We start from the raw sequence: 255 nt of genomic DNA, 5'->3' as shown, positions 1-255 counted from the left end.
TGATAACAACAAACACGTTCGTTGTTATCAGTCAGCTTTCCAAATTGTTAAAGAGCGAGTGGTATTCCTAACGGAACAAATCACTTTCTAATGACTTTCAGAGTCAAACAGACCAACCAGTTCAATTACTTAATCTGGTTTGGCAATGTGCATCCAAAAATCCTTAGAGAGTGGTGGGCGATACCGGGTTCGAACCAGTGACCCCCTGCTTGTAAGGCAGGTGCTCTCCCAACTGAGCTAATCGCCCACATGTTT

1 tRNA gene is annotated in these 255 nt (G+C 43.9%); it reads right to left on the bottom strand.

Annotated features, from left to right (window positions below):
- Positions 1–171 precede the first annotated feature (171 nt).
- A tRNA-Val gene (locus EXZ60_RS19130) sits at positions 172–247 on the bottom strand.
- Positions 248–255: the final 8 nt, after the last annotated feature.

Source organism: Vibrio sp. 1151_11 (assembly GCF_029478525.1).
Taxonomy (GTDB): domain Bacteria; phylum Pseudomonadota; class Gammaproteobacteria; order Enterobacterales; family Vibrionaceae; genus Vibrio; species Vibrio anguillarum.
The sequence above is the reverse complement of the archived record's forward strand: the minus strand, read 5'-3'. Positions and strand labels throughout refer to the sequence as shown.